Annotated in this window: 23 protein-coding genes and 1 pseudogene; 11 read left to right on the top strand and 13 right to left on the bottom strand. The window is 72.7% G+C overall.

Annotated features, from left to right (window positions below):
• Nucleotides 1–54: 54 nt before the first annotated feature.
• Genes OG625_RS08645 through OG625_RS08635 form a run of 3 tightly spaced genes read left to right on the top strand, consistent with a single transcriptional unit; the run spans nucleotide 55 to nucleotide 1848 of the window.
• A complete protein-coding gene (locus OG625_RS08645; protein WP_329377971.1) occupies nucleotides 55–618 on the top strand; it encodes a DUF1707 and FHA domain-containing protein in 564 nt (187 codons plus the stop codon).
• Between the two features lie 12 nt (nucleotides 619–630).
• Nucleotides 631–1239: a hypothetical protein gene (locus OG625_RS08640; RefSeq protein WP_329377969.1), complete on the top strand. Its 609-nt coding sequence runs from the start codon at nucleotides 631–633 to the stop codon at nucleotides 1237–1239.
• A 54-nt stretch (nucleotides 1240–1293) separates the two neighbouring features.
• A complete protein-coding gene (locus tag OG625_RS08635; RefSeq protein ID WP_329377967.1) occupies nucleotides 1294–1848 on the top strand; it encodes a GNAT family N-acetyltransferase in 555 nt (184 codons plus the stop codon).
• A 6-nt stretch (nucleotides 1849–1854) separates the two neighbouring features.
• Here OG625_RS08635 and OG625_RS08630 read toward each other — a convergent pair whose 3' ends face one another.
• Together OG625_RS08630 and treY are read right to left on the bottom strand one after the other, a co-directional pair.
• A complete protein-coding gene (locus OG625_RS08630) occupies nucleotides 1855–3132 on the bottom strand; it encodes a M14 family zinc carboxypeptidase (protein WP_329377965.1) in 1278 nt (425 codons plus the stop codon).
• A gap of 364 nt (nucleotides 3133–3496) precedes the next feature.
• Nucleotides 3497–5770: a malto-oligosyltrehalose synthase gene (treY, locus tag OG625_RS08625; protein WP_329377963.1), complete on the bottom strand. Its 2274-nt coding sequence runs from the start codon at nucleotides 5768–5770 to the stop codon at nucleotides 3497–3499.
• 82 nt (nucleotides 5771–5852) lie between these two features.
• Here treY and OG625_RS08620 point away from each other — a divergent pair, with 82 nt between their 5' ends.
• Complete coding sequence (locus OG625_RS08620) at nucleotides 5853–7136, top strand: MFS transporter (protein ID WP_329377961.1); 1284 nt, start codon at nucleotides 5853–5855, stop codon at nucleotides 7134–7136.
• Nucleotides 7137–7178: 42 nt separating this feature from the next.
• On the opposite strand, the gene glgX is transcribed toward OG625_RS08620, so the two are convergent.
• On the bottom strand, nucleotides 7179–9293 hold the full coding sequence (gene glgX / locus OG625_RS08615; RefSeq protein ID WP_329377958.1) for a glycogen debranching protein GlgX: 2115 nt from the start codon (nucleotides 9291–9293) through the stop codon (nucleotides 7179–7181).
• Nucleotides 9294–9569: 276 nt separating this feature from the next.
• On the opposite strand from glgX, the gene OG625_RS08610 reads away from it, so the two are divergent.
• Complete coding sequence (locus OG625_RS08610; protein WP_329377956.1) at nucleotides 9570–10826, top strand: SAV2148 family HEPN domain-containing protein; 1257 nt, start codon at nucleotides 9570–9572, stop codon at nucleotides 10824–10826.
• 131 nt (nucleotides 10827–10957) lie between these two features.
• Nucleotides 10958–11671 (top strand): 3'-5' exonuclease, encoded by a 714-nt coding sequence (locus tag OG625_RS08605; RefSeq protein ID WP_329377954.1) that lies wholly within the window; start codon nucleotides 10958–10960, stop codon nucleotides 11669–11671.
• A gap of 62 nt (nucleotides 11672–11733) precedes the next feature.
• On the opposite strand, the gene OG625_RS08600 is transcribed toward OG625_RS08605, so the two are convergent.
• The gene (locus OG625_RS08600; RefSeq protein ID WP_329377953.1) at nucleotides 11734–12297 is read right to left on the bottom strand and encodes a TetR/AcrR family transcriptional regulator; all 564 of its coding nucleotides are present in this window, start codon (nucleotides 12295–12297) and stop codon (nucleotides 11734–11736) included.
• A gap of 96 nt (nucleotides 12298–12393) precedes the next feature.
• Between OG625_RS08600 and OG625_RS08595 the strand changes: the two genes are divergently transcribed.
• Nucleotides 12394–13014 carry a DUF2867 domain-containing protein gene (locus tag OG625_RS08595; RefSeq protein ID WP_329377951.1) on the top strand — a complete coding sequence of 207 codons (621 nt, stop codon included), beginning with the start codon at nucleotides 12394–12396 and terminating at the stop codon, nucleotides 13012–13014.
• Nucleotides 13015–13336: 322 nt separating this feature from the next.
• Here OG625_RS08595 and OG625_RS08590 read toward each other — a convergent pair whose 3' ends face one another.
• Nucleotides 13337–14197 carry a phosphotransferase enzyme family protein gene (locus OG625_RS08590; RefSeq protein ID WP_329377949.1) on the bottom strand — a complete coding sequence of 287 codons (861 nt, stop codon included), beginning with the start codon at nucleotides 14195–14197 and terminating at the stop codon, nucleotides 13337–13339.
• A gap of 63 nt (nucleotides 14198–14260) precedes the next feature.
• Between OG625_RS08590 and mgt the strand changes: the two are divergent.
• The 3 genes and pseudogenes from mgt (at nucleotide 14261) to OG625_RS08575 (ending at nucleotide 16711) form a co-directional block, all read left to right on the top strand.
• Nucleotides 14261–15498 (top strand): annotated as a pseudogene (mgt, locus tag OG625_RS08585) (macrolide-inactivating glycosyltransferase).
• 20 nt (nucleotides 15499–15518) lie between these two features.
• On the top strand, nucleotides 15519–16076 hold the full coding sequence (locus OG625_RS08580; protein WP_329377945.1) for a DUF1697 domain-containing protein: 558 nt from the start codon (nucleotides 15519–15521) through the stop codon (nucleotides 16074–16076).
• Between the two features lie 269 nt (nucleotides 16077–16345).
• A complete protein-coding gene (locus OG625_RS08575; RefSeq protein WP_329377943.1) occupies nucleotides 16346–16711 on the top strand; it encodes a hypothetical protein in 366 nt (121 codons plus the stop codon).
• A 17-nt stretch (nucleotides 16712–16728) separates the two neighbouring features.
• Here the strand turns inward: OG625_RS08575 and OG625_RS08570 are convergent, their stop codons facing one another.
• Complete coding sequence (locus tag OG625_RS08570) at nucleotides 16729–17574, bottom strand: aldo/keto reductase (RefSeq protein ID WP_329377940.1); 846 nt, start codon at nucleotides 17572–17574, stop codon at nucleotides 16729–16731.
• Between the two features lie 45 nt (nucleotides 17575–17619).
• Here OG625_RS08570 and OG625_RS08565 point away from each other — a divergent pair, with 45 nt between their 5' ends.
• The gene (locus tag OG625_RS08565; RefSeq protein ID WP_329377938.1) at nucleotides 17620–18624 is read left to right on the top strand and encodes a ketopantoate reductase family protein; all 1005 of its coding nucleotides are present in this window, start codon (nucleotides 17620–17622) and stop codon (nucleotides 18622–18624) included.
• A 226-nt stretch (nucleotides 18625–18850) separates the two neighbouring features.
• Here the strand turns inward: OG625_RS08565 and OG625_RS08560 are convergent, their stop codons facing one another.
• From OG625_RS08560 to cysC, 7 genes are all read right to left on the bottom strand, one after another.
• Complete coding sequence (locus tag OG625_RS08560; protein ID WP_329377936.1) at nucleotides 18851–19624, bottom strand: sirohydrochlorin chelatase; 774 nt, start codon at nucleotides 19622–19624, stop codon at nucleotides 18851–18853.
• A gap of 4 nt (nucleotides 19625–19628) precedes the next feature.
• Nucleotides 19629–20528, bottom strand: coding sequence for an ABC transporter permease (locus OG625_RS08555; RefSeq protein WP_329377934.1), 900 nt, complete (start codon nucleotides 20526–20528; stop codon nucleotides 19629–19631).
• Nucleotides 20515–21312, bottom strand: a complete 798-nt coding sequence (locus tag OG625_RS08550; protein WP_329377932.1) for an ABC transporter ATP-binding protein — start codon at nucleotides 21310–21312, stop codon at nucleotides 20515–20517. Before OG625_RS08550 ends, OG625_RS08555 begins: the two co-directional genes overlap by 14 nt.
• A gap of 43 nt (nucleotides 21313–21355) precedes the next feature.
• Entirely contained in the window at nucleotides 21356–22492 is a 1137-nt protein-coding gene (locus OG625_RS08545) for an ABC transporter substrate-binding protein (RefSeq protein WP_443067684.1), read from the bottom strand.
• Nucleotides 22493–22707: 215 nt separating this feature from the next.
• On the bottom strand, nucleotides 22708–24048 hold the full coding sequence (locus tag OG625_RS08540; RefSeq protein ID WP_329377930.1) for a sulfate adenylyltransferase subunit 1: 1341 nt from the start codon (nucleotides 24046–24048) through the stop codon (nucleotides 22708–22710).
• 2 nt (nucleotides 24049–24050) lie between these two features.
• Nucleotides 24051–24989: a sulfate adenylyltransferase subunit CysD gene (gene cysD / locus OG625_RS08535; RefSeq protein ID WP_329377928.1), complete on the bottom strand. Its 939-nt coding sequence runs from the start codon at nucleotides 24987–24989 to the stop codon at nucleotides 24051–24053.
• Complete coding sequence (gene cysC, locus OG625_RS08530; protein WP_329377927.1) at nucleotides 24986–25531, bottom strand: adenylyl-sulfate kinase; 546 nt, start codon at nucleotides 25529–25531, stop codon at nucleotides 24986–24988. Before cysC ends, cysD begins: the two co-directional genes overlap by 4 nt.
• Nucleotides 25532–25534: the final 3 nt, after the last annotated feature.

Raw genomic sequence — 25534 nt, 5'->3', positions numbered from 1 at the left:
GGCGCGGCGGGGGAGTTCTGGACACTCCGCCCCCGACGGGCCGACAATCACCCTGTGACGTCGAGTTTCGAGTTCTCCGCCTACCCGGTGCCGCGGCTGTCCGATGCCGAGCGCGACTGGGCCCTGGACCAGCTCCGCGAGGGCGCGGCCGCCGGCATGCTGTCGCACGACACCCTCGTGCGCCGGATCGAACTCGCGCTGGCCGCCCGCCGCTCCGAGGACCTCGCCGTCCTCACCGCCGACCTGGGGCCCCGCGACACCCCCGAAAACTCCTGGACCCGTCGGCTGTTCGGCTGGGTCGGCCGGGTCTCCGCCGTCAGCGTCGGCGTCCGCCGCGCCTGGGCGGCCGAGAAGCTGCCCAAACTGCTGCTCCCGCACCCGAGCTCGGGGGCCCTGCGGATCGGCCGCGACCCGGGGAACGGGCTGCGGCTCACCCACGAGACGGTGTCCCGGGTGCACGCGGAACTCCGCACGCGGGACGGGGCGTGGGTGCTGAAGGACCTGGGCTCGACCAACGGGACCACGGTCAACGGGCAGCGGGTCACGGGCTCGGCGGTGGTCCGCGAGGGGGACCAGATCAGCTTCGGGAAGATGAGCTTCCGCCTCTCGGCGGGCTAGGGAGCGCCCTGGGTGCCGAACTTCACCGACCTGTCCGACGATCTTGAGCACCCGGCCGTCGACGGCTTCCTGTCGGCCGTGGACCGCACGATGAACAGCAACACGCTGCTGCTCAAGCTCGCCGTCGACGTCCCCGTCACGGAGGAGAACCGGCAGGCGGTCCTCCATGACTTCCTGCGCAGCACTCCGTTCGAGCAGATGATGCTCGCCGCCGACCGCCGACGCGACTGGTACAACCTGTCCGACGACTTCGGCGGGCTCCCCCCGGAGCGCCCGCTGGTGCGCGAGGGATTCCTCGCGACCATCGGCCCACTCGACCGCATGGGGTTCACGGCACGGCTGCGGTGGATGCTCTGCGAGGCCTTCAGCCCCTACGACAGGCACCTCGCGGTGGCGGACGCCGAACGGCTGGTGCGCGATTTCGCCCGCCGACTGCTGGGCCCGGACGCCTCGACGTGGCGGTTCGCCTCGGTAGCACCCGACTTCCTGCGCTCCACCGGCTACTTCAGCGGCGAAGAGCCGCTGCGGCCGGTGTACTTCGACGGCGGGGACTGCGACACGGCCACGTTCGTCCACCGCGATCGGGTCGGCTACCTGCTCCTGACCAACGGCAGTCCCTGAACCGGCGGCGGGCCGGTGGCCGGTGGGGCGGGGCCACAGCGGAGCATGGAACCCATGGAAGACATGCAACCCGTGGAACCGGAACACACCACCCCCGTCGTCCGGCGCGCCCTCGCCGGGGATCTGCCGCGCCTCGTCGAACTCGTGCACGAGCACATCGCCTACGAGAAGTCCGCGCCGCGCCCGCCGGGACTCGCCGAGCGGCTCGGCCCGCAGCTCTTCGCCGAGGACTCCCTGGGAGCACCTGGGGGTCCCCCCGGACGGAGTCTGGGGGAGGCGGCTGGGGGACTGTGGGTGCTCCTGGCCGAGACCCCGGACGGCGAGGTCGTCGGATACGCGGCCTGCTCGGCCGAGTTCTCCTTCTGGGACGCCCGGCACTACCTCCACATGGACTGCCTCTACCTCGCGCAGGACGCCCGCGGCCACGGCCTCGGGGCCGCGCTGATGGACGCGGTGGCGGGCCTCGCCCGCGAGCAGGGCCTCGACCACGTCGAATGGCAGACCCCCGAATGGAACGAGGGCGCGATCCGCTTCTACGACCGGCTCGGCGCCACCGGCGCCCCGAAGCGCCGGTACGCCCTGCCCGTGGACCCCGGAGCCGGAGCCTGACCCGGGCTACCGCCCGGCCGCCGCGAGGCGTCCGTACGTCGCCAGGACGGTACGGGACTGGTGCTCCACCTGGGTGGCCACCGGCACCCAGCGGGCCCCGAAGCGGGCCGAGAACTCCTCGCACCACCCCGTGACGAGCCGGTCCAGCCCGGGCGCCGCCGGATGGCCCTGCGCACGCAGCACCCGCAGCAGCATCGAGGCGGCGCGCAGCGACAGGCGCCGCCCGAAGGCGTCGATGCTGGCGATGTACGCCGCCGTGGCCTCCGGGGGAGCGCCGGCGCCGGTCCACTCGACGGTGATCCGGGGGATCAGCGCCAGCGTCCAGTCCACGGCGCGCAGCAGGGGCGCGGCGGTGGGGTCCGGCCCGGCGGTGGCTCCGTCCCGTATCCGGGCGACGAGCGAGGCGTCCGCGGTGAGCCGGCCGGCCAGCATCCGCAGGGCGCCGCGCGGGTCGGGGTGCGGGGCGGGGTCGTCCACCAGGTCGGAGGCCCACATGGGGACTTCGACGATGGCGGTGGTGCCGGCGTACCGGTGTGCGTGGTACCAGGTGCTGAGCCGGGTGTCCTCCGGATGGAAGGCCCCGGCGGCCTCGCTCCCCGGCTCCGGGATGACGAAGATCCCGGGCCCGGGGGAGGGCCAGCCGGCGGCGTCAGAGGCCCCGTTCTCCACCGGGATGCGCAGCTCGGCGGCCGATTTGCCGAAGGGCTCGGCGAGGCCGGGTATGTCCCGGGTGAGCTGCACCCAGGAACCCCCGAGGTCGGTCGCGTGCAGGGAGACCTGGAGGACGGGGCGGAGCTCGTCGATGAGCGCGGTCAGGGCGAGGGTCTCGGGCGGCAGCCGGTCCGGGGGCAGGAGGGACGGCGCCCACTCGGGCTGTTCGGGCCCGGGGGGCCGGTAGAAGCTGCGGTGGTAGTCGAGGAGCGAGTACGGGCGGGGCGTGCGGTGCAGGTCGGCTCCGTCGGGGTCGGCGCAGAGCAGGAAGTGCCACCCACAGCCGGCCCGGGGCGCGGGGTCGCGGAGCAGCCGCCGGGCCAGGGCGAGGGCGGTGGCCCCGCCGACGGGCTCGTTGGCGTGCGCTCCGGCGACCACGAGCACGTTGCGGCCGGTGTCGCGACCCGTCGGTGCGAGGGAGAGCACCCAGAGGGGCTGCCCGGCGCGGGAGGTACCGGCCTGGCGGAGCCGGGCGTGGGCGGGGTGCTCGTCCGCGAGGGCGCGGGCGGTCAGGGCGAGTTCGTGCGGTGTGGGGTAGCGGGTGTCGCGGAGGAGGGTCACAAGTGATGCCATGCCCGCCGGGGCGGCCGGCTACTGCTCCCGGGGCGGTGATTTCCCCCTGACCAGCGCGGGCTCCGCCACTACCGGGGCCCGGCCCGCCGCGCCTCCATCGCCGGCGGGGCTGAAAGTGCCGCTGCGCGGCACCCTGGGCTCCGCCCAGGCCCGCGCCGCTGGAGGGTGCTGCGGCGCTGCCGGGGGCTCCGCCCCCGGACCCCCGCTCCTCAAACGCCGGAGGGGCTGAAATTGCCCTCGGGGCAATCCAGCCCGCCCGGGCGCAAGGCTTGCGCTGCGCGCACATGCAGGCTGACCCGGCCACATCCAGCCCCGCCGGCGTTTGAGGCGCGGGGTCCGGGGCGGAGCCCCGGGAGGGGCGGGGCTACTCCTCGCGGATCAGGAGGGCCACGGGGCGGGCGGCCAGTAGTTCGGCGAGGGCCGCCTCGCCGGCGTACGGCGGGGGCCCGGCGCCGTCCACCGCCGGGGACCACCGACCGGCCGGCAGGGCCAGTACGGTGCCGCGCCAGCCCCCCGCCCCCGCGAGCCGGTGCGAGAGACGCGTGGCCACCACCACGAGGCGGTCGGAGCGGGCGAAGGCCAGGCAGTGTTCCGCCGCCGGGCCGCGGGCCTCCAGCGGGCGGTAGCCGGTGAAGAGCTCAGGGCGGTCCCGGCGCAGCCGCAGCAGGGCGGCCGTCAGGGCGAGCTTCTCCTCGGCCGGCCCCTCCGCGGCGGCCCCCGCGTCGAGCCGGGCCAGCGCCTCCCGCGGGAAGACGGCCGGACTCCGGTTGTCGGGGTCGACCAGCGCCCGGTACTCGGTCTCCGCGCCCTGGTAGACCTCCGGCACCCCCGGCATCGCCAGGTGCAGCAGCGTCATGCCCAGCAGATTGGCGCGCGCCGCCTCCGCCAGCTCCGGCGGGAGGTCCACGCCGTCCGGGGCGTATCCCGCGACCCCCGCCTCGTAGGCCTGGTCCCGCTCGGTCCAGCTGGTGTGCAGCGCGGCCTCGCGGACCGCCTTGAGCAGGGCCCCGGCCAGCCGGGGCGCCGCACCGGCCACCGGGCCGAGCCCCACCGCGGTCTGCCGGGCCACCCACGCCAGCTGCGCGTCCGGTCCGCCGCCGAGCGGGCCCATCGCGTCCGGGGCCTGGGACAGCACCGAGATCCGGGCGCGGACGTCCGCACTGCGTTTGGTGTCGTGCGTGGACAGCACCGTCCCCGAGCGCGGCCAGTCCCGCTCCAGCGCGGCGCAGTACGCGTGGAACTCCGCCACCGGCACCGCCGGCCGCCCGGGATCCCCACCGACCTCGGTCGCCGACAGCAGCGGCGCGTACCGGTAGAAGGCCCGGTCCTCAAGGGACTTGGCGCGCAGGGCCGCCGAGGTCTGGGCGAAGCGGGCCGCGAAGGCGGGGTCCCGCAGGAGCAGCTCCCGTACGCCGTCCACCGCGCCCGCACCCACCACCGCGGCGGCCCGCTCCCGGGCCTCGGGGGCCGGCTCCGGCTCGCCGGGGTACGGCCGGTAGACGGGGTAGGCCACGAGCAACTCCCGTACCGCACCGGACAGCTCGGGCCCGGCCCGGCGTTCCAGCGCCGCCAGCTCGGCGGCCAGGTCGCGGGTCAGCACCTGCCGCGCGCACGCCTCGGCCGTTCGCTCCCAGGAAGGGGTGGCGGTCAACTCCTCGTACCGAACCGCCAGTTCGGCCGCGCCCGCCGGGTCGGTGAGTACCCCGTCCACCCGGTGCAGCGCGTCGTACCCGGTGGTCCCCGCCACCGGCCACCCGGAAGGCAGCCGTTCGTCGCGGGCCAGGATCTTCTCCACCACCACCCAGCAGCCCTCGCCCACGGCGGCCCGCAGTCTCCGCAGGTACCCCTCCGGGTCCGCCAGCCCGTCGACGTGGTCGATCCGCAGGCCCTCCACCACCCCGTCCCGGACCAGCTCCAGCACCTTCGCGTGGGTGGCCGTGAACACCTCCGGGTCCTCCACCCGGACCCCGATGAGTTCCGAAATGGTGAAGAAGCGGCGGTAGTTGAGCGAGGTGCGGGCCTCCCGCCACCAGGCCGGCCGGTACCACTGCGCGGCCGCCAGCCCGGCCGGATCCAGCCCGGCGGACCCCTCCCGCAGCGGGAACTCCTGCTCCCCGTAGCGCAGCACCTCCCCGTCGGCCTTCGGCTCGCAGGACTCCGCCGGCCCGGCGAGCACCGGCAGCAGCACCTGCCCGCCGCCCGCCTCCCAGTCGATGTCGAACCAGCGCGCGTACGGGGAGTGCGGTCCCTCCCGCAGCACCTCCCACAGCGGCCGGTTCAGTCGCAGCGGCGTCGGTACCGCCATGTGGTTCGGGACGATGTCGAGGACCAGCCCCAGCCCGTGCGCCCGGGCGGCCGCGCCCAGCGAGCGCAGCCCCGACTCGCCGCCCAGCTCGGCCCGCACCCGGGAGTGGTCGGTGACGTCGTACCCGTGCGCGGAGCCGGGCACTGCCTCCAGTACGGGGGAGAGATGCAGGTGTGACACGCCGAGCGAGGCGAGGTGCGGTACGGCTGCCTCGGCCGCCGCGAAGGGGAACTCCGGCCGCAGCTGGAGCCGATAGGTCGAGGTTGGTGACGCGGAGGCGACAGCTGTCGGAATGTCATGTTCCGATTGAATGTCTGACTGCGGCTGACTCATGAGAACGTACGTACCCAGCCGGGCGGATTCCGTGCCATTACCCCATGCATCCGGGTGACTGTGCCGGGTTAGCGTCGACCAAGTGGTCGGAACCTTCAACACCTATCGTCACGTCATCGCCCTGACCGGGCCCCTCCTTCCCTTCTTCTCCTTCTTCGCCCGACTGCCCGTAGCGATGTCCCAGTTCGGGAGCGTCCTGCTGGTCGCCCAGACCAGCGGCTCCCTCGCCACCGCCGGAATCGTCGGTGGCACCCTCTCCGCCGGACAGGTGGTCTTCGGACCGGTCCTGGGCCGGCTCGCCGACCGCCACGGACAGCGGCCCGTCGTGCTCGCCGCGGCCGCCGTCAACGCCGTCGCCACCGCCGCGCTCGTCGCCGGTGCCCTCGGCGGACTCGACACCGTCCCGCTCGCCGCGGTCGGCGCCGTCACCGGCGCCTCGGTACCGCTGATCGGGCCGCTCGCCCGGACCCGTTCCGTCGCCCTCGCACACCGCGCCAAGGCCGACGAGAGCGTCGTCGGCGCCGTCCACTCGCTGGAGGGCACCATGGACGAGGTCTCGTTCGTGATCGGCCCCGCCCTCGTCGGGATGGCCGCCCTCGTCGCCCACCCCGCCGTCGCCATCGGCGGCGCGGCCGCCCTGGTCGCCGTCTTCGGCACCGCCTTCGCGCTGCACCCGACCGCCGCCGTCACGGCCGGGGGCCCCGCGCCCGAACGCCCGAAGGGGGTGCGCCGCACCCGGCCCGCCGGGGTGGTGTACTCCGTCCGAGGCTCGCTCTTCCTGCAAGGGGCCATGTTCGGCGCCATGCAGGCCGGGATCGCCTCCCTCACCGGGGAGTTGGGGGTGCCCGGCCAGGCAGGCGTCGTGTACGCCGCCAACGGCGTGGTCAGCGCAGTGGTGGGCCTCGCGCTGGGCGCGCTGCCCGCCCGCTTCGGGCTCAAGCTGCGGTGGCGCACGGCCACTGCCGCCGCCCTGTTGCTCTCCGTGCCGTTGCTGTTCACCGGCAGCCTGTGGGGCCTGTACCTGATCGTGACCCTGCTCGGGGTGGCCGTCGCACCCCACCTGATCACCGCGTTCGCGCTCACCGAGAGGCACGTGGAGCCGTCCCGGCTCGCCGAGTCGATGGCCTTCGCGGCCAGCTCGCTGGTGGCCGGGCAAGCGCTCGCCCTCGCACTGTCGGGCCGGATGGCCGAGTGGTACGGGCCCTCCGGTGCCTTCGCGGTGGCCGTGGGGGCAACCGCGCTCGCCCTGGTGCTCTCCCTGTGCACCAGGGTGCCCGCCGCCCGCACGCACACCGCCAAGGCCTTCATCCCGGCCCATCAGGCCGCCTCCCCGGCGGCCGGAGAGGCCGCCTCCCCGGTCGCCTGAGGTCGCCTGAGGGGTCCCGGTCGCCGGAGAGGGCGGCGCCGGCTACGCCGGGCGCTGAAGCACCACCAGGCACCGCCCCGTCAGCGCCACCCGGTCCCCGGCCGCATACTGCGGCCCCGTGCCGGGTGGCAGTACGTCCGGCCGCGCGGTGTCCACGATCAGGCGCCACTGCGCCCCGTGGCCCGCCGGAACCGTGAAGTCCTGCGGGTCGGCGCCCGCGTTGAACATCAGCAGGAACGAGTCGTCGGTGATCCGCTCCCCGCGGCTGCCCGGCTCGGAGATGGCCTCCCCGTTGAGGAACACCGTCAGCGCCCGCGCGTGCTGTGCCTGCCAGTCCCGCGCCCGCATCTCCTCGCCGTGCGGGGTGAACCAGGCGATGTCCGAGAGCTCGTCGTGCGTGCCCTCCACCGGCCGGCCGTGGAAGAACCGCCGCCGCCTGAAGACGGGGTGGTCGCGGCGCAGCCACACCATCCGCCGGGTGAACTCCAGCAATGCGGGCGAGGGTTTGCCGGGCTCCGGCCAGCGCACCCACGACAACGCGTTGTCCTGGCAGTAGGCGTTGTTGTTGCCGCCCTGGGTGCGGCCGAACTCGTCGCCGTGACTGAGCATCGGCACGCCCTGCGACAGCATCAGGGTGGCCGTGAAGTTGCGCATCTGGCGCTCGCGCAGCTCCACCACCTCAGGGTCCTCGGTGGGCCCCTCCACCCCGCAGTTCCACGACCGGTTGTGGGTCTCCCCGTCCCGATTGCCCTCCCGGTTGGCCTCGTTGTGCTTCTCGTTGTAGGAGACCAGGTCGTTGAGGGTGAAACCGTCGTGGCAGGTGGTGAAGTTGATGGAGGCCAGCGGGCGCCGCCCGTCGTCCTGGTACAGGTCCGAGGAGCCGGTCAGCCGCCCCGCGAACTCCGCGAGCGTGCGCGGCTGCCCGCGCCACAAGTCCCGTACGGTGTCCCGGTACTTGCCGTTCCACTCGGTCCACAGCGGCGGGAAGTTGCCCACCTGGTAGCCGCCCTCGCCCAGGTCCCAGGGCTCCGCGATCAGCTTCACCTGGCTGACCACCGGATCCTGCTGGACCAGGTCGAAGAAGGAGGACAGCCGGTCCACCTCGTGGAACTGCCGCGCCAGCGTGGCCGCGAGGTCGAAGCGGAAGCCGTCCACGTGCATCTCGGTGACCCAGTACCGCAGCGAGTCCATGATCAGCTGGAGCACGTGCGGGGAGCGCATCAGCAGTGAGTTCCCGGTGCCCGTGGTGTCCATGTAGTGCCGCGGATCCTCCGTCAGCCGGTAGTACGAGGCGTTGTCCAGGCCGCGGAAGGACAGCGTCGGGCCCAGGTGGTTCCCCTCGGCCGTGTGGTTGTAGACCACGTCCAGGATCACCTCGATCCCGGCCTCGTGCAGGGCACGCACCGCCGATTTGAACTCCAGCACCTGCTGGCCGCGATCACCCGAGGCGTAGCCGTTGTGGGGGGCGAAGAAGCCGATCGTGTTGTAGCCCCAGTAGTTGCTCAGCCCGTCGTCGACCAGCCGGTGGTCGTTGACGAACTGGTGCACCGGCATCAGCTCCAGCGCCGTCACCCCGAGTTTGGCGAGGTGCCCGATGACCGCCGGGTGCGCGAGCGCCCCGTAGGTGCCGCGCAGCTCCTCGGGGAGATCGGGGTGGTTCATGGTCAGCCCCTTGACGTGCGCCTCGTACAGCACCGTGTGGTGGTACTCGTGGCGCGGCGGCCGGTCGTTGGCCCAGTCGAAGTACGGGTTCACCACGACCGAGCTCATGGTGTGCGGGGCGGAGTCCAGGTCGTTGCGCGAATCGGGCCGGCCGAAGTGGTAGCCGTAGACCTGCTCGCCCCAGTCGACGCTCCCGCTGATCGCACGCGCGTACGGATCGAGGAGCAGTTTCGCCGCGTTGCAGCGCATCCCGCGCTCGGGCTCGTACGGACCGTGCACGCGGAAGCCGTACCGCTGGCCCGGCATGATGCCCGGCAGGTACGCGTGCCGGACGAAGGCGTCCGTCTCGCGCAGTTCGACGGCCGTCTCCGAGCCGTCGTCGTGCAGGAGGCACAGCTCGATGCGGCGGGCGGCCTCGGAGTAGACCGCGAAATTGGTGCCGGCGCCGTCGTAAGTGGCGCCGAGCGGATACGCCTGTCCAGGCCAGACTTGCATGGATAACGACTCTTCCCGTCCTGCTGCGGCTGATCCGGCATGGACCACGTCACTGCCAGATCTTCCCCGAAACAGGTGGACCAAGCGGGGACTTGGCAGGGGTCCTACCGGGTGACCCGCAGACCTGATATGCGGGTCAGTGGACTGTGTGCGCATCGGATAATGGGTCAACGGACAGCCGGTGTACGGGCCATCGGGCTGCACCGGGCCGCGCGCGCGGAGTACCCTTCCGTGATCACTGGAGACGGGCGTCCAGACGCAGGAGGCGGTGCACGGGTGAGCTCGGGAGGTCTGGAGCTGCCCCCTGGTGACAGCGGTCACGAGGGTGGTCCGGCGGACGCCGTCGGCGCGGCCCCCGGCGGTGCGGCGGCCGCGGCGGTGTCGCTGGCCCCGCAGGCGGCCGGGAGCGCCCGGGCCGGCGCCGAGCTGGACTGGGGCACGGAGGCCTGGAGCGAGGTCCGTACGCGGGCCCAGCGCGCGGGCCGTGCGTACATCTGGCTGAACCTGATCGAACAGCGGCTGCGGTCGGTGGTCGGGGCGGTGCTGCGGCCGATCTACGAGCCGGTGCACGGCGAGGACGACTGGGTGGTCGCCGCCGCGGGGCCCGCCGGGCAGGAGTGGGTGCAGCGGGCCGTGGCCGTGCGCGAGGTCAGCCGGCGCAAGGGCTACCTGCTCGACCCGGCCGACGACAACGTGCTGAGCTTCCTGACCCTGCCGCAGTTGCGGGAGCTGATGGTCCAGCACTGGCCCTGCTTCGAGCCGTACTTCGACGACCGGCGAGAGATCGAGCTGGCCCTGGACGAGCTGGAGGTCACCCGCAACGTGGTCTCCCGCAACCGGGCGCTGTCCCGGGCCGTGCTGGAGCAGGCGGAACGGGCCTCGGCGCGGCTGCTGGAGGTACTGGGCGGCGGAGCGGGCTCGCGGGCGGACCGGCTGCCGATCGACGCCGTCGAGGACCTGGTGGGCGACCGGTACGCCGACGTCATCTCCGTCCACCCCGACCGGGTGCGGCTCCAGCGGCAGCTCCCGGCGGAGGACCTCTTCGGGGGCGCGCGGCGGCTCGACGCCATCGGCATAGGCCTCAACCTGCTGGTCCAGAACTTCTCCGGCCGAAGACTCGTCCGGCTCACGGAAGCCGGCTGCCGGGTGCGGCTGCTGTTCCTGAACCCGGCGAGCAGCGCGGTCAAGCGGCGCGAGCGGGAGCTGGGGCTGCGCAAGGGCGAGCTGAGCCGCTCGGTGGAGATGAACATCCTGCACGTCCGCCGGGTGCGGGCGGGCCTGCGGGACCCCTCGCGCTTCGAGATCCACGTCTTCGACGAGACCCCCCGCTTCACGGCCTACCTGGTGGAGGGCCAGTCGTCCGGCATCGCGGTCGTCCAGTCGTACCTGCGCCGCGCGCGCGGCATGGAGGCCCCGGTCCTGGTCCTGCGCGGCGGCGGCCGGGGCGTCCCGAAGGACTCGGAGCACGGGCTGTTCACGACGTACCGGGAGGAGTTCGAAGCGGTGTGGGAGGACTCCCGGCCGGTGTCGTGACACGCCCGGGCCGCGGCCTTCCCGGGTGCCCGCGCCGGACCCGGGGGACGGCTTGTCAGTGGGGCGTGGCAGGCTGAAAGCCGTTGATCGAAGGTGTTACGGGGGAGGGGCACGACATGGGGGGTTCGGCGATGAGCTGGGTCAGTGGGCCGATGGTGGCCTTCGACCTGGAGACCACGGGGACGGACATCGAGACCGACCGCATCGTCACGGCCGCGGTCGTGACGATGGAGCCGGACGGGCGGGTGGCGCGGGAGCGGACCTGGCTGCTCGATCCGGGGGTGCCCATTCCGGAGCAGGCCTCGGCGATCCACGGGATCTCCACGGAGCACGCCCGGGCGAACGGAGGACCGGCCGCCCCGGCGGTCGAGGAGATAACGGGGGCGCTCGCGCAGGAGCTGCGCGCGGGCACGCCCCTGGTGGTGATGAACGCCCGGTACGACCTGTCGCTCCTGGATCGGGAGTGCCGCCGGCACGGCGTGGAGCCCCTCGCGCAGCGGCTGGCGGGCCGGCCCGCGCCGGTCATCGACCCGCTGGTGCTGGACAAGCACGCCGACCGGTACCGCAAGGGCCGCCGGACCCTCCAGGCCCTGTGCGAGCACTACGGGGTCACGCTCGACGCCGCGCACAACGCGGTCGCCGACGCGCTGGCCGCGGCCGGCGCGGCGCGGCGGATGGGGGCGCGGCACGCCGCCATAGGCTCGGTCGCGCTGGCGGACCTGCACGACCTCCAGGTCCGTGCGGCCGCGGAGCAGGCAGCCTCCCTGCAGAGTTATCTGCGGCGCACCTCGGATCCCGAGGCGGTCGTGGAGCGGGCCTGGCCCGTGGTTCCGTACAGGGTCTGACGGGTCTTACGGGTCTTACGGGTCTTACGGTGTGACGGGTCTGATCGGTCCGGCCGCGCCCGCTACCGCAGCAGCCACTTCTTCGTCAGGTCCATGACCTCGGCGCGGCTGTGGTCGCCGTGGTCGGCGGCGACGACGTAACTGCCGAGCCGCACCGAGAAGGTGAGCATGCAGCGGACCTCGACGTCGTCAGGGTCCGGGCAGAACGCGCCGAAGAGCGAGCGCAGGTAGTCCATGCGCCGGTTGTCGACGCGGCGCAGCCGCTCGGCGACGGCCTCGTCGCGGCGCGACCAGTCGCGGATCGCGAGGTCGAGCGTCACGGTCGTCGTCGGCCCGTCGCCGTACGACGACGAGACGAGGGTGAACAGGCGGTCGAGCCGGGCCCTGGCGTCCCCGCCGCCGCTCTCGACCTGCTCGATCACCGCCTCGGTGACCGCGCGCTCCCAGGTGTCGAGCATCTCGTCGAGCAGCGCGCCCCGGTTGCGGAAGTACCCGTAGAAGCCGCCCTTGCTGACGCCGAGCGCCTGCGCCAGCGTCTCGATCCGGACGGCCTCGGGGCCACCGGCGGCCAGCGCCCGCAGCCCCTCCTCGATCCACTTGCCGCGTGGTGTGCGGGTCACGCCCACGATGTGTCTCCCCTCACGTTCCCCTCGTCTATACGGTCCCGTATAGATCGGTGCTAGCCTTCATCTATACGGCATCGTATAGATAGGGGCTTGCTCGTGAGACTCCCGATAACCGCGCACACCTCCCGCCCCTGGCGGATCCGCGAGATCGCCGGCGACTTCCAGGTCGAGGACGTCTGGGAGCTGCCGACGCCCGGCGGACCCGACGACCTGGCGCTGCTCGTGGACCAGTTCGCGAACGGCGAGGGGGATCCCGTCCCCTCTCCCGTGGGGCGCGCGCTGTTCGCGCTCCGCTGGAAGCTCGGAGCCCTGCTCGGCTGGGACAAGCCCGCCGGCGGGCTCGGCGCCCGGGTGCCGACGCTGCGCGACCGGCTGCCGGCGGACCTTCGCGGGGGCTCCCGCGGACCGGACCTGAAGTCGGTCCCGTTCACCTCCGTCTTCCTGACGCACGACGAGTGGGTGGCGGAGATGGCCAACAAGACGATGCACGGGGCGATGCACATCGGCTGGGTCACGGACGGGTCCGGCGGCTACCGCGGCCAGATGACGGTCCTGGTCAAGCCGAACGGACGCCTCGGCGCGCTGTACATGCTGGGCATCAAGCCCTTCCGGTACCTGGGGGTCTATCCGGCGCTGATCCGGAGCATCGGACGGGAGTGGCAGAAGGGCGCGGCGGCGCGGGCGGTGCGGGCCGGGGGCGCCGGGGGCGCCGTTTAGGCCGTTTCCTTCGGAGCGGGCCGGTGTGTGCGGCGGGCTGCGCGGCGGCGGGGTCGGGGGTTGCCGGCCCGGCCGGGTCCGGGCGCGCGCCGGGGCGTCTCCTCGGGCGTCGAACGTGTCGGGGGGTCGGTGGGCCGAGCGTGGTTGCGTTCGACGCCCTGCGGGGACGCCCCGACACACACCCGGCCCCGTCCGGGCCTGCGGGGACGCCCCGGCGCATGCCCGGCCATGTGTGGGCCTGTGCGGGGGTGCCTCGACGCTCGCCCGGCCCCCTACGGTCCTGCGGGGAGGCCCGCGGCGCATGCTCGGCCATGTGTGGGGCTCAGAAGGAGTGCCAGCGGGTTTCCCGGTCGCCTTCCCGCAACGAGGCCACCCGGCGGCGGAATTCGGTCAGGGCCTTCGGGTTGGCGGGGGCGTGCTGGGAGACCCAGGCGCAGCTGGCCGTTTCCCGGGCGCCGCGCAGGACCGCGCAGCCCTCCCAGTCGCGGACGTCCCACCCGTACGCCGACGCGAAGGCCTCGTACGCCTCGGGCGGCACGCCGTACCGGTCGCGGCTGAGGGCCATCACCACCAGGTCGTGCTCGCGCAGATCGGCCGACACCGTCTCCAGGTCGACCAGGACCGGCCCGTCCGGGCCCACGTGGACGTTGCGGGGCAGGGCGTCGCCGTGGATCGGGCCCCGCGGCAGGTGCGGGGTCAGGGCCGCCACCTCGTCGGCGTAGGCGTCGCGCCGCGCCCTCAGGTACGCCGCGTCCGCCGGGTCGACGGCCCCGCCGGCCAGCCGCAGCCAGCGTTCGACCCCGCCCAGCAGGTCCCGCGCGGGCAGCTCGAACGGGGCTGCGGGCAGCGCGTGGATCCGGCGCAGCAGCACCGCCAGGTCCTCGGGGCCCGTCGGCCGGACCGCGTCCGGGAGCCGGTGCCACAGGGTCAGCGGGTGCCCGTCGACCAGCCGGGGCTTCGGCTCGGCCGCCCGGACCGCCGGGACCCCGCACTCCGCGAACCAGCCCGCCACCGCGAGCTCCCGCTCGGCGCGCTCCAGCAGGGCCGCCTCGCGGCCCACCTTCACCACCAGGTCGCCGACCGCGAAGACCGCGTTCTCGCCGAAGGAGAGCAGTGCGGCGGCGGCGCCGTCGCCGTCCAGGCCCGCGGTGGCGAGTACGTCCCTGGCCCGCGCCTCGTCCATGTGGTTCTCCGTATCCGGATCGTCGTGAATGCGCCAAGTCTTCCATCCGGACCCGGAGAGCAGTTGCACGAGACGTCTCGTCTCGTTATGGTTGGATCATGACCTCAGCCAAGCCCGCCCACATCGCCATGTTCTCGATCGCCGCCCACGGGCACGTGAACCCGAGCATCGAGGTGATCCGGGAACTCGTCGCCCGGGGCCACCGCGTCAGCTACGCCATCCCCGCCTCCTTCGCGGAGAAGATCGCGGAGACCGGCGCCACGCCCGTGATCTACACCTCCACCCTCCCCACCGACGACGAGCCCGAGGCCTGGGGCACCGAACTCATCGACAACCTGGAGCCCTTCCTGGACGACGCCATCCAGGTCCTCCCGCAGCTCGCCGAAGCCTTCGCGGGCGACGAGCCGGACCTCGTCCTCCACGACATCACCTCCTACCCGGCGCCCGTCCTCGCCCACCGCTGGGGCGTCCCCGCCGTCTCCCTCTCCCCGAACCTCGTCGCCTGGGAGGGCTACGACGAAGAGGTGGCCGAACCGATGTTCGCCGGGCTGAAGGCCTCCGAGCGCGGGCAGGCGTACTACGCCCGGTTCGCCGCCTGGCTCACCGAGAACGGCCTCGACGGCCAGATCGAACGCCTCCAGAGCCGTCCGCGCCGCAGCCTCGTCCTGATCCCCGAGGCGCTCCAGCCGAACGCCGACCGCGTCGACCGGTCCGTGTACACCTTCGTCGGCGCCTGCCAGGGCGACCGCTCGGCCACGCAGGGCAGGTGGGAGAGGCCGGCCGCCGCCGAGGGCAAGAAGGTGCTGCTGGTCTCGCTGGGCTCCGCCTTCACCAAGCAGCCCGCCTTCTACCGCGCCTGCGCGGAGGCCTTCGGGGACCTGCCCGACTGGCACGTCGTCCTGCAGATCGGCAAGTTCACCGACGAGGCCGAACTGGGCGATCTCCCGGCCAACGTCGAGGTGCACCGCTGGGTTCCCCAACTGGACATCCTGGGCCAGGCAGACGCCTTCATCACCCACGCGGGCGCCGGCGGCAGCCAGGAGGGCCTCGCCACCGCCACCCCGATGGTGGCCGTCCCGCAGGCCGTCGACCAGTTCGGCAACGCCGACATGCTCGTAGCCCTCGGCGTGGCCCGGCACGTCCCCATGGAGCAGGCGGACGCGGCCACGCTCCGGGAGGCCGTCCTCGCACTGGTCGCCGACCCCGAGGTCGCCGCCCGCGCCGAAGCCGTCCGCGCGGGCATGGCCGCCGAGGGCGGCACCCGGCGGGCCGCCGACCTCATCGAGGCCGAGCTGTCGTAGGCACGTCCTACGCTGCCCCCATGGCGAACACGGCGAAGAAGTACGCGGCGCTGCTGCGGGGCATCAATGTCGGCGGGAAGAAGAAGGTCCCGATGGCCGAGCTGCGCTCCGTCCTGGAGGGGCTCGGCCACGGGGGCGTCCAGACGTACCTGCAGAGCGGCAACGCCGTCTTCAGCAGCCCGAAGAAGGACCCGGCGGCGCTCGCCCGGGAGCTGGAGAAGGCCATCGAGGCCCACTTCGGCTTCCCGGTGGCATGCCTGGTACTGGACGGCCCGTACCTGCGCGCCGTCGCCGACGCCTGCCCCTTCCCGGCCGCGGAGCTGGAGGGCAAGCAACTCCACGCCACGTTCCTCTCCGAACAGCCCGGCGCGGAGCGCTTCGCCGCGCTCGACGGGGCCGCGTACCTCCCGGAGGAGTACCGGATCGGCGACCGCGTCCTCTACCTCTACGCGCCGAACGGCCTGGGCCGCTCCGAACTGGGCGCGGCCCTCCACAAGCCCTCGCTCCTCAAGGGCATCGACGCCACCACCCGCAACTGGAACACCGTGGTCAAGCTCGTCGAACTCACCGCAACCTGACCCGCGGCGAGCCCCTTTGCCGGGTTCGTCATAGCCGGGATTTCGTCAGTCCCGATCGTGTGTCGGCGACCGTGTACGTCGTCTCGTCGTCGCACTCACCGCCGTGGACGAGGGCGTGGAGGCGCGGTGGCCGCTGGGGTGCCCGCCTCCGTACCGGCGTGCGCCGATCGGCTGGCCTCGCGGGTGGCGCCGGCCGGTGGGACAGTGAAGGTATCGGGGCGCAGGGGGGATCCTCCGGCCTGCCGGAGCGGACCAGTCGTGGAGCAGCCATGACGGCAACGAAGCGCGATCAGACGCCCGTGGCCTTCGAGGGCGACGGTGTGGAACTGCGGATGCTGGAGATCGGCGGGGACTTCACCGTCGGCTTCGTGAAATTCGCCAAGGGCGTGGACATGACTCCGGCGTTCAAAGGGCTGCCGGGCGACCTGTGCACGTGCCCGCACTGGGGATACGTGTTCAAGGGCAAGGTCAAGCTGCACTTCGAGGACGGGGACCAGGTCTACGGGGAAGGGGAAGCCTTCTACTGGAAGCCCGGCCACGCCCCCACGGCCGTCGAGGACTGCGAGTTCCTGGACTTCTCCCCGACGAAGGACTTCAACGTGGTCGTCGACCACGTATCGAAGAACCTGCCTTAGCCGCCGGCCGCTGACCGCTAGCCGAGGGTGTCCAGCAGTTCCAGCTCCCGCGCGGTGAGGTGGATCGTCGCCGCGTTCAGGTTCTCCGCCAGGTGGACGGGGGAACCGGTGCCCGGGGTGGGGCACAGCACCGGGGAGTGGTGCAGCAGCCACGCCAGGGCGATCTGGCCCGGGCCCGCCCCGTGCGCCGCGGCCACCGAGGTGACGGCCGCGGCGCTCTCGCGGGTCAGGGTGCCGCTGCCCAGCGGGTAGTACGGGAGGAAGGCGATCCCCTTCGCCTCGCACACCGCGAGGACCTCCGCCGAGGTGCGGTCCAGCAGGTTGTACGCGTTCTGGACGGAGGCGATCGGGGTCGACTCCAGCGCCCGACGCAGCTGCTCCGCGGTGACCGTGTCCAGCCCGATGTGCCGGATCTTGCCCTCCGCCCGCAACTCGGCCAGCGCGCCCAGCTGTTCCGCCATCGGCACGGCCGGGTCGAAGCGGTGCAGCTGGTAGAGGTCGATGCGGTCCAGACGCAGCCGCCGCAGGCTCGCCTCGCACTGGCGCCGCAACTGCTCCGGGCGGCCCGCAACGTGCCACTGATCGGGGCCGGTGCGCACCACGCCGCCCTTGGTGGCGACGACGAGGTGCTCCCCGTACGGGTGAAGGGCCTCGGCGATCAGCTCCTCGGCCAGGTCCGGACCGTAGTTGTCGGCGGTGTCGATGAGGGTGACCCCGCGTTCGACCGCCGTACGGAGCAGGTCCCCGGCCGCGCCGCGCCCGCCGCGCGGACCCCAGTAGCCGGGGCCCACCAGACCGCCCGTGCCGAAACCGAGCCGCCGGAGCGGGAGATCGTCGCCCAGTACGAATATCTCGTTCGCCATGCCCCGACCGTAACGCAGGCGGCGGGATGTGCCAGGGTGCTGGGTATGCGTTACATCATCATCGGCGCGGGCGCCGTGGGCGCCACCATCGGCGGACGGCTCGCGGAGGCGGGCGGAGAGGTGGTCCTCGTCGCGCGGGGCGCCCACGCGGAGGCCCTGCGCGGCGACGGGCTGCGGCTCACGACGGCCGACGGGGAGCGGGTGCACCGGCTGCCGGTGGTCACGGGCCCGGCCGAGCTGGGCGAACTGCGCCCCGACGACGTGCTGTTGCTGACCGTCAAGACCCAGGACGCGATCGCCGCGCTCGACGCCTGGGGCGACGCCGAGGTCGCGGGCGGCGGCACGGCCGCGCAGCGGCTGCCGGTGCTGTGCGCGCAGAACGGGGTGGAGGCCGAACGCCTGGCCCTACGGCGCTTCGCGCGCGTGTACGGGGTGTGCGTGTGGCTGCCCGCCACTTTCCTGGAGCCGGGGGTCGTCTCGGCCCTGTGCGCGCCGCTGACGGGCATCCTGCACGTGGGCGCGGCGGCGGGCGGCCCCGCCGGCCGGCTGACCCGGGCGGTCGCGGCGGACCTCGGCAAGGCGGGCTTCGAGGCGCCGGTGGTCGAGGACGTGATGCGCTGGAAGCACGCGAAGCTGCTGGGGAACCTCGGCAACGCGATCCAGGCGACCACCGGACCGGAGCCGGACCCGGCGAAGGCGGCGCTGCTGGTGCGGGCCATCCGGGAGGGCAAGGCGGCGTTCGAGGCGGCGGGGATCGCGTACGTGCCGGAGGCGGAGCAGTCCGCTGCGCGCGACGGCAAGGTGAACCAGCCGGCCGGGGTGCGGGGCGGGTCTTCGTGGCAGAGCCTGGCGCGGGGCACCGGGTCGGTGGAGGCGGACTATCTCAACGGGGAGATCTGCTTGCTGGGCCGCCTGCACGGAGTCCCCACTCCCGTGAACGACGTGCTGCGGCACGCGGCCAACATCTTCGCCCGGGAGTCCCTGCCGCCCGGTGCCATGTCCATCGCGGACCTGACCACCCTCGCGGACGAAGCCGCCGCCCGGGCGTAGCCCTCCCGACGGGCGGCCGTGCCGAGGCCGAAGATGCCGCTGCGCGGCACCCTGGGCTCCGCCCAGACCCTCCCCCAGCTACCGCTGGGGGTGCCCCCTGCTCAAACGCCGGAGGGGCTGGATGTGGCTGATGCCGTCTGCCCAGCGTGCGCTTGTGCCCAAAGGGCCAAGTCCTGCCCCGCCGGCGTTTGAGCCGCGGGGTCTGGGGTGGAGCCCCAGGAGGGGGCTAGGCCGTGAGGGCCGGGACGAGGGCCGGGGTCGCGACGGCGGCTTCGTAGCGGTGGAGCACGAGGGTGGCCAGTTCCGGGGCTGCGCCCAGGACCGCGGACATCACGTCCGCGCCGGAGGCTTCCGCGCCGGCCGCGATGCGGTCCGGCAGCCGGCCCGGGGCGATGACGTACGGCGCCACCGCCACCCGGCCGTAGCCCTCGGCGCGCAGCGCCCGTACGGCGTCTTCCGTACGGGGCAGCGTGGCGGAGGCGAACGCAGGCCGCACGGCGCACCAACCGGCACGCCGCCACTCCCGCGCGGTTTCAGCGATCGCTGCGATCGCCTCCGGGTCGGTGGATCCGGCGGACGCGAGCACCACCGCGGTGGTGGACCGGTCCGCCGGGGTGAGGCCGGCTTCGAAGAGCCGGCGCTCCAGGGCGGAGATGAGGAGCGGGGACGGGCCGAGGACATCGGCCACCCGCACCGACAGCCCCGGCAGGCGCGCGGCCGACTCGGCCAGCGCCGCCGGGATGTCGGACTTCGCGTGGAACGCCCGGGTGAGGAGGAGCGGCAGCGCCACCACCTCCCGTACTCCGGACAGGTAGAGCGAGGAGAGCGCCTGGGCGACCGTCGGGGTGTTGAAGTCCAGGAAGGCCGTTTCCACCCGCAGCCCCGGCCGCAGCGTCCGGGCCCGCCCGACGAGGGCGTGCACGGTCGCGGCGTGCCGCGGGTCGCGGCTGCCGTGGGCTATGACCAGGAGTGCGGGAGCGGGCGCGGGTGCGGGGGACATCGGACTAGCTCTTGACCAGCAGGCCGCGGGTGCGCAGCACCCACCGCTCCAGCGGGCTGAAGATCAGCAGGTCGATGGCGATGCCGACGACCAGGATCAGGATGATCGCGAGGAACACGCCCGGCAGGTCGATGTTGTTGCGGCCGTTCTCCAGCAGCTGGCCCAGGCCCAGGCCCAGGTCGGGGGAGGAGGCGATGATCTCGGCGGCCATCAGCGAGCGCCAGGAGAAGGCCCAGCCCTGCTTGAGGCCGGCCAGGTAGCCGGGCAGTGCGGCCGGCATGACGACGTGCCAGGCACCGCGCAGCCCCGTGGCGCCCAGGGTGCGGCCGGCCCGCAGGTACAGCGGCGGGATCTGGTCGATGCCGGAGACGAGGCCGTTGGCGATGGACGGGACGGCGCCCAGCAGGATCACCGTGAACATCATGGCGTCGTTGAGGCCGAACCAGAGCACGGCCGGCGGGACCCAGGCCACCGAGGGCAGGGACTGCAGGCCCTGGAGGATCGGGCCGATCGCGGCGCGGACCACCTTCACCCGGGCGACGAGCAGGCCGAGCGGAGTGCCGATGGCCAGGGCGAGGAGGAAGCCGAGGAGGCCGCGGGACACGCTGGTCCAGATGACCTCCAGCAGGGTGCCCTTCAGCCACATGTCGGCCAGGCTGTCCCACACCGCGGACAGGGCCGGGAGCTTGGTCTCCTCGGTGACCTTCGCGGCGACGAGGATCTGCCAGACCAGCAGGACCAGGCCGACGGCCAGGACCGGGGGCAGGATCTTCTTGGTGAGGACCTCGCGGAACGGGGTCCGGTGGGTCTGGACGGCGTCGAGGGCGTCCAGACCGGCCTCCAGACCGGCGAGGTCGTCGGTGCCGTTGGCCTTGCCCTTGGGCTTGATGTCAGTGCTGGCCATGGCGGCGGATCTCCCCACGCAGGTGTTCAGTGATCTCAAGGGACAGTTCCGCGACGTCCGCGTCCTCGATGCGGCGCGGCTGCGGGATGCCCACGGTCCATTCCTTCGCGACCCGGCCGGGCCGGGAAGAGAGCAGGACCACGCGCTGGGCGAGGCGCACGGCCTCGCGCACGTTGTGCGTGACGAAGAGGACGGACAGCCCGGTCTCGGCCCAGATACGGGTGAGTTCGCCGTGCAGGACGTCGCGGGTGATGGCGTCGAGGGCCGCGAACGGCTCGTCCATCAGCAGCAGACGGCTGTCCTGGGCGAGGGCGCGGGCCAGGGCGACGCGCTGGCGCATGCCGCCGGACAGCTCGTGGACGCGCTTGCCGTACGCGCCGCCGAGGCGGACGAGCTCCAGCAGGCGCTCGGCCTCCGGCTTGCGGTCGGCCTTGGCGACCCCGCGCAGGCGCAGGGCGAGTTCGATGTTCTTGCCCGCGGTCAGCCACGGGAAGAGGGCGTGCTCCTGGAACATGAGCGCCGGGCGGCCGCCAGGGGTCTCGATGGACCCCGCGGACGGCTTGTCCAGACCCGCGACCAGGTTCAGCAGCGTGGACTTTCCACACCCCGAGGCACCCAGGATGGTGACGAACTCTCCGGGAGCGACATCGAGGCTGATGTCGTCCAGGACGAGCTGCGATCCGGCCGGGCCGGAGAAGGACTTCGAGACGTGCTCGATACGGGCGGCATGCGTGTGCTGCTCCGCTACGGTGCCCTCGGCAGCCTTGGCGAGCGTGGTGGCCATGGTCGTCACCTCCTGGGATTGCTGGATTACGGGGATCGCGTGGTTACTTGGTGGCGCCGAGACCGGCGTCGGAGACCTCGGGCTTGCCGGCGGCCTTCAGGACCTTGTTCAGGAGCGTCAGGTCGTAGATGCCGGCCAGGTCGGGCTGCTCGATGAGCTTGGCCTTGACCGCGTAGTCGGCCTGCGTCTTCAGCGTCGAGGCCAGCGGGTCGTCGGTGATCAGGATGCTCGGCCACGCCGGGTCGATGACCTTCGCGTCGAGCGGCTTGCCGCCCTCGGCCGCGAGCTTCGCGTTCGCGGAGGCCTTCGCCTTGTCCGGGTTGGCGTTGATCCACTCGTTGGTCTTCACCGTGCCGCGCAGTACGGCCTCGACGACGTCCGGGTGATCCTTGAGGAACTTCTGCGACACGATGATGTTCGTGATCACGAACTTCTTGTCGGGCCACAGGGCGGTCTCGTCGAGGAGGACGGCGCCGCCGTCCGAGACGAGCTTGGAGGCCGTGGGCTCCGGCACCCAGGCGCCGTCGATCGAGCCCGACTTGAAGGCGTCCGGGGTGACCTTGTTGTCCGTACGGACGACGGAGACGTCACCCTTGCCGGACTCCGGGTCGACCGTCCAGCCCTTCTCGCCGATCCAGTTGAGGAACGCGACGTCCTGGGTGTTCCCCTTCTGCGGGGTGGCGATCTTCTTGCCCTTGAGGTCGTCCAGGGTCTTGATCTTGTCCGGGTTCACGACGAGCTTGACGCCGCCGGAGGCGGAACCGGAGATGATCCGCAGGTTGGAGCCCTTGGACTTCACGTAGCCGTTGATCGCCGGCGAGGGGCCGATGAAGCCGATGTCGAGAGAGCCGCCGTTGAGGGCTTCGATCTCGGACGGGCCGGCGTTGAACGCCTGCGGCTTGATCGTGGTGCCGTTCAGTTCCTTCTCGATCAGGCCTTCCTGGAGGCCGACGAGAGCGGTGGCGTGCGTCAGGTTGGGGAAGTACCCGATGCGGACCTCGGTGGCCGACAGCTTCTCGCCGCCGGTGGAGGCCGCGTTGGCCTTCTTGTCCTCGGTCTTGGCCTCGGAGCCGTAGCCGCACGAGGCGAGCGCGCCGATCAGCAGCGGCAGGGCGGCGGCGGCGACGAGACCGCGGCGCGCGGTGGTGCGGGTGGTACGGGTGGTGCGGATGGCAGGCACGGGAGGTCTTCCTCTCGTGACGTGGTCATCTCATGACGCACGTCTTCGTCTGTGGAGCAGGGGCAGGTACGGCTCGTGGGGGGTGAGGGCGCGCAGGCAGTGCGCGTACGTCATCGCGCACATCGCGCCACCCCTCCCTGGCCGCTGCCGAGGGCGCCGCTGCCTACGCGGCCGCCCTCCTTCGCGAAGGTGGAGTAGATGTCGGCAAGCATGATCTAGAAGTCCCACCCTTCTTCATCTGCCTGGACGGTCGTCGTGGCCTTGGAGGCGAAGGACTCGCCGGCCATGCCCGCCGCCAGGGTGGTTCCGTCGGCCGGGTCGATCAGCAGGAAGGACCCGGTGCGGCGCGAGGCGGCGTACGCGTCGAGCGCGAGCGGCTCGGCGGTACGGACGACCACGCGGCCGATGTCGTTGGCCACCAGCTGCCCGGGGTTCGGGTGCTGGGACAGGTCGTCGAGGGTCAGCCGCGAAGGGATCTCCTTGACGATGGCCTTGACCGTGCGCGTCGTGTGCTTGATCAGCACCCGGGCACCGACGGCCAGCGGCTGGTCGGCCACGTGGCAGACCGTCGCCTCGACGTCCTGCGTGGTGGCCGGGGCGCTCCCGGACGGCGCGATCAGGTCGCCGCGGGAGATGTCGATGTCGTCCGCGAGGCGCAGGGTCACCGACTGCGGGGCCCAGGCGATGTCGACGCTCTCGCCGAGCGCGTCGATGCCCACGATGGTGCTCGTACGGCCCGAGGGCAGCACGGTCACGGCCTCGCCGACGCGCAGCACGCCCGAGGCGATCTGGCCCGCGTAGCCGCGGTAGTCGGGGTGCTCGGCGGACTGCGGACGGATCACGTACTGCACCGGGAAACGCGCCGGGCAGGCGGTGAGGTCGTGGCTGACCGGGACGGTCTCCAGGTGCTCCAGCACCGTCGGGCCGCCGTACCAGTCCATGTTCGCGGACGGGTCCACCACGTTGTCGCCGGCCAGGGCCGAGATCGGGATCGCGGTGATCTCCGGGACGCCCAGGTCCGAGGCGTACGCGGTGAACTCCTCGGCGATGGCCGCGAAGACCTTCTCCTCGTAGCCCACCAGGTCCATCTTGTTGACGGCCAGGACCACGTGCGGGACGCGCAGCAGTGCCGCGACGGCCGCGTGCCGGCGGGTCTGCTCGATCACGCCGTTGCGGGCGTCGACCAGGACCACGGCCAGGTCGGCGGTGGAGGCGCCGGTGACCATGTTCCGGGTGTACTGCACGTGCCCCGGGGTGTCCGCGAGAATGAACCGGCGGCGCGCGGTGGCGAAGTACCGGTACGCGACGTCGATGGTGATGCCCTGCTCCCGCTCGGCCCGCAGGCCGTCGGTGAGCAGCGCGAGGTCGGGGGCCTCCTGGCCACGGGCCTGGGAGACCGCCTCGACGGCCTCCATCTGGTCCGTCAGGACCGACTTCGAGTCGTGCAGCAGCCGGCCCACCAGGGTGGACTTGCCGTCGTCGACGGAGCCGGCGGTCGCGAAGCGCAGCAGGGTGGTCGCCGACAGATCGGCGAACTGCTCGGTGGTGCTGGTCATTTCTAGAAGTACCCTTCGCGCTTGCGGTCTTCCATCGCGGCCTCGGACATCTTGTCGTCGGCGCGGGTGGCGCCCCGCTCGGTGAGGCGGGAGACGGCGATCTCGGCGATCACGGCGTCCAGCGTGGCGGCGTCGGAGTCGACGGCGCCGGTGCAGGACATGTCACCGACGGTGCGGTAGCGGATGAGACGGGTCTCGGGGACCTCGCCCTCCTTCGCGCCGCCCCACTCGCCGGCGGTCAGCCACATGCCGTTGCGGAGGAAGACCTCGCGCTCGTGGGCGAAGTAGATCTCCGGCAGCTCGATGCCCTCGCGGGCGATGTACTGCCAGACGTCCAGCTCGGTCCAGTTGGAGAGCGGGAAGACGCGCACGTGCTCGCCGGGCGCGTGGCGGCCGTTGTAGAGCTGCCACAGCTCGGGGCGCTGGCGGCGCGGGTCCCACTGGGAGAACTCGTCGCGCAGGGAGAAGACGCGCTCCTTGGCGCGGGCCTTCTCCTCGTCGCGGCGGCCGCCGCCGAAGACGGCGTCGAACTTGAGGCTCTGGATCGCCTCGGTCAGCGGGACGGTCTGCAGCGGGTTGCGGGTGCCGTCCGGACGCTCGCGCAGCTTGCCCGCGTCGATGTAGTCCTGGACGGACGCCACGTGCAGGCGCAGGCCGTGCTTCTCGACCGTGCGGTCGCGGTACTCCAGCACCTCGGGGAAGTTGTGACCCGTGTCGACGTGCAGCAGCGTGAAGGGCACCGGCGCCGGCGCGAACGCCTTCAGCGCGAGGTGCAGCATGACGATGGAGTCCTTGCCGCCGGAGAAGAGGATCACCGGCTTCTCGAACTCGCCCGCCACCTCGCGGAAGATGTGCACGGCCTCCGACTCGAGGGCGTCGAGGTGCGACAGCGCGTAGGGCGCGTCCGTCTCGTCGTGGACGTGTGCGACGGTGGTCGTCATGCCAGACCCCTCTCGGTGAGCAGCGCGTACAGGGCCGAAGCCGACTCCTGGACGGTCTGCGTGTGCGACTCGATACGGAGGTCCGGGGACACCGGCGCCTCGTACGGGTCGTCGACCCCGGTCAGACCGGAGATCTCGCCCGCCGCCTGCTTGGCGTACAGGCCCTTCACGTCACGCTCGGAGCACACCTCGACCGGGGTGGCCACGTGTACTTCGAGGTAGTTCGTCTCGGTGGTCGCGTGGCGCCCCCGGACGGCCTCACGGCTGTCCGCGAACGGCGCGATCACCGGCACCAGCGCCTTGACGCCGTTGCTCGCGAGGAGTTCGGCGACGAAGCCGATCCGCTGCACGTTGGTGTGCCGGTCCTCGCGGGTGAAGCCCAGGCCCGCGGAGAGGAATTCGCGGATCTCGTCACCGTCGAGGACCTCCACGCGGTGGCCTTCGGCGCGCAGCCGCTCGGCCAGCGCGTAGGCGATGGTGGTCTTGCCCGCGCTCGGCAGCCCGGTCAGCCACACGGTGGCGCCCTGGTCGCTCACGCTCATCTG

Source organism: Streptomyces sp. NBC_01351, assembly GCF_036237315.1.
GTDB lineage: Bacteria > Actinomycetota > Actinomycetes > Streptomycetales > Streptomycetaceae > Streptomyces.
The sequence above is the reverse complement of the archived record's forward strand: the minus strand, read 5'-3'. Positions and strand labels throughout refer to the sequence as shown.

Coding starts and splice junctions, on each gene's coding strand:
- OG625_RS08635 (WP_329377967.1), top strand. CDS start 1,294: ATGGAAGACATGCAACCCGTGGAACCGGAACACACCACCCCCGTCGTC.
- OG625_RS08630 (WP_329377965.1), bottom strand. CDS start 3,132: ATGGCATCACTTGTGACCCTCCTCCGCGACACCCGCTACCCCACACCG.
- treY (WP_329377963.1), bottom strand. CDS start 5,770: ATGAGTCAGCCGCAGTCAGACATTCAATCGGAACATGACATTCCGACA.
- glgX (WP_329377958.1), bottom strand. CDS start 9,293: ATGCAAGTCTGGCCTGGACAGGCGTATCCGCTCGGCGCCACTTACGAC.
- OG625_RS08605 (WP_329377954.1), top strand. CDS start 10,958: ATGAGCTGGGTCAGTGGGCCGATGGTGGCCTTCGACCTGGAGACCACG.
- OG625_RS08590 (WP_329377949.1), bottom strand. CDS start 14,197: ATGGACGAGGCGCGGGCCAGGGACGTACTCGCCACCGCGGGCCTGGAC.
- OG625_RS08580 (WP_329377945.1), top strand. CDS start 15,519: ATGGCGAACACGGCGAAGAAGTACGCGGCGCTGCTGCGGGGCATCAAT.
- OG625_RS08575 (WP_329377943.1), top strand. CDS start 16,346: ATGACGGCAACGAAGCGCGATCAGACGCCCGTGGCCTTCGAGGGCGAC.
- OG625_RS08570 (WP_329377940.1), bottom strand. CDS start 17,574: ATGGCGAACGAGATATTCGTACTGGGCGACGATCTCCCGCTCCGGCGG.
- OG625_RS08565 (WP_329377938.1), top strand. CDS start 17,620: ATGCGTTACATCATCATCGGCGCGGGCGCCGTGGGCGCCACCATCGGC.
- OG625_RS08560 (WP_329377936.1), bottom strand. CDS start 19,624: ATGTCCCCCGCACCCGCGCCCGCTCCCGCACTCCTGGTCATAGCCCAC.
- OG625_RS08555 (WP_329377934.1), bottom strand. CDS start 20,528: ATGGCCAGCACTGACATCAAGCCCAAGGGCAAGGCCAACGGCACCGAC.
- OG625_RS08550 (WP_329377932.1), bottom strand. CDS start 21,312: ATGGCCACCACGCTCGCCAAGGCTGCCGAGGGCACCGTAGCGGAGCAG.
- OG625_RS08540 (WP_329377930.1), bottom strand. CDS start 24,048: ATGACCAGCACCACCGAGCAGTTCGCCGATCTGTCGGCGACCACCCTG.
- cysD (WP_329377928.1), bottom strand. CDS start 24,989: ATGACGACCACCGTCGCACACGTCCACGACGAGACGGACGCGCCCTAC.
- cysC (WP_329377927.1), bottom strand. CDS start 25,531: ATGAGCGTGAGCGACCAGGGCGCCACCGTGTGGCTGACCGGGCTGCCG.